This is a genomic window from Dietzia sp. SYD-A1, assembly GCF_015356725.1.
Classification (GTDB): Bacteria; Actinomycetota; Actinomycetes; order Mycobacteriales; family Mycobacteriaceae; genus Dietzia.
This window is the reverse complement of record NZ_JADDKI010000491.1, coordinates 1-2,018: the sequence shown is the minus strand read 5'-3', so window position 1 is coordinate 2,018 and position 2,018 is coordinate 1. Positions and strand designations below refer to the sequence as shown.

1 protein-coding gene and 1 pseudogene are annotated in these 2,018 nt (G+C 72.1%); both read right to left on the bottom strand.

What is annotated here, in order from left to right; translation table 11 throughout:
- A pseudogene (locus IY392_RS15975) lies at positions 1-831 on the bottom strand (ATP-dependent DNA helicase RecG); the annotation flags it as partial.
- Positions 828-2,018 (bottom strand): Dak phosphatase (locus tag IY392_RS15970; protein WP_194861746.1); only part of this gene is annotated, 1,191 nt, incomplete at its 5' end. The gene IY392_RS15970 and the pseudogene IY392_RS15975, both read right to left, overlap by 4 nt.

Here is a 2,018-nt window from a genome sequence, read left to right as displayed (position 1 = left end):
CACCGGACTGGCCGGCGCGGGGTCGCGGGCGACCGCGCGGCGCCGGGCCCCCAGGAGCAGCTGCAGCGCGATGGCCTCGTCGAACCGGAGTCGGTACCCGGCCCTGTCGGCGTCGTTGACGGTCTCCGGCAGATGAGCCTTGCGCAGCGCCTCGTCCAGGCCCATCAGACCGGCGGCCGCCAGGACCGTGTCGTCGAGGGGGTCCACGACGGGCACGAGGGCCCGGATCGCGGTCACGATCGCGCCGAGCAGGTCCCACGAGGTCACGCTCTTGCTGGCCGAGTAGATGGGCAGGAGGGGACGGTCGAACAGACTCGGGCCGCCCTCGGCGTCGATCTCGGACGCCAGCCGGGCCAGCGCGGCGAGATCACCCGAGCCCCTGAGCTCACGACCCTGGCCCGAGACCGGGCGCAGGACCAGGAACTCCGGGTGGGTGAGGTCCAGGGACCGGCGGAACCGCGACACGGTCCCGTCGAACATCGCCACCGTGCCCACCGGGAGCATGAACTTGATCCTGCGGCCGGCGAAGTAGACCACCTTGAACGTGGTGTCCTCGTCCTTCACCGTGAGCGTGAGCATCTCCCGCGACTGCCCCTGCTTGGTGGTGTAGTTGCGGGTCGTGGCAGTGGTGACCGTCCCGATGATCGTCACCCGCTCGCTCTCGACGAGTTCGCGCTTGTCGTAGCGCTGACCGTGCTGGCGGTAGCGGCGGGGCAGGGTGTGGAGCAGGTCGCCGACGGTCCGGTGGCCGAAGGCCGCGGTGATCCGCTCGGCCAGTCCGGCGTCGAGGACCTCCCCCAGCGCCGAGTCCGTGGTGACGAACGCGGTCATTCGACCCCGACGTGCGCGAGCACCCGACCCGGTCCGGCCGCATACCCGACGACCTCCACGTCGGGATGTCCTTCGCGGATCCTGGACAGAGCGGTCTCGGTCGCGGCGTCGTCGTACTCGGCTCCGAGCAGCAGCGTCACCAGCTCGCCGCCGGAGGAGAGCAAGCGGTCCGCGAGCGCGCAGACGGCGTCCACCGGGTCCGTCTCGATGAGGGCGACATCGTGGCCCACCATGCCGAGGAGATCACCGGCCGCACAGCGGCCCACCAACGTGAGCGCGTCGTGTCGGGCCCGCACCAGATGGGCGTGTCGGGTGGCCGCCGCCGCGTCCGCCATCCCGAATCCGTCCAGGGACAGGGTGGTCGAGGGGTCGTGAACGGCGAGGGCGGACAGCCCCTGTACGACGGAACCCGTCGGGAGGATGAGGGCGTTGCCGTCGATGTCGCGCAGCGCGGCGTCGAGGGCTTCGATCTGGGCCCTGGGTAGCTCACCGTTGGGCAACACGAGCAGCTCATCGGCGGACAACGCGAGGACCGCGTCGATCACTCCGCCCTCGTCCGCATCGACCGTCTGCGCCCCCGCCTCCGAGAACAACTCGGCCAGCGGCCCGTCCGGGACGATCGCCACCACGACCCGCTCGGGTTCACCCGCGACCCGGCCCTCCGCAGCGCCGGACGCGCCCCGTCGACGGTGCCCGGCCTCCGTGCTCCCGCCCACCGGGTCCAACATGTCGGTCACACGGATCTCGGTGACGCGGCCGAGGGACAGGGCGACCTCGATCGCCGACCCGATGTCGTCGGTGTGGACGTGAACCGCCCAGCGGGCGTTGTCGCCGGTCCCGCCGTCACCGACGACGACCACGCTGTCGCCCAGGGTCCGGAGCGCCGACCTGAGTTCGTCGGCCCGCGCGTCGTCGGAATGGGTCAGGGAGTACATGACCTCGTACCGGGTGTCCGCGGAGGCCTCCGTCGCTCCCCCGTCGGCGCCGTCGCCCTCGCCGGTCGGCTCGGTGAACGGGTCCTCCGGGACGACGTAGTCCGGCCGCTCGGGCGCCTGGCCCCCCAGCACCTCCACCATGGTGTCGAGCAGCACCAACAGGCCCCTGCCGCCCGCGTCCACGACGCCGGCCCGGGTGAGCGCGGGCAGTTGGGAGGTCGTGCGGTCGAGGGCACCATCGTGACCGTGCTC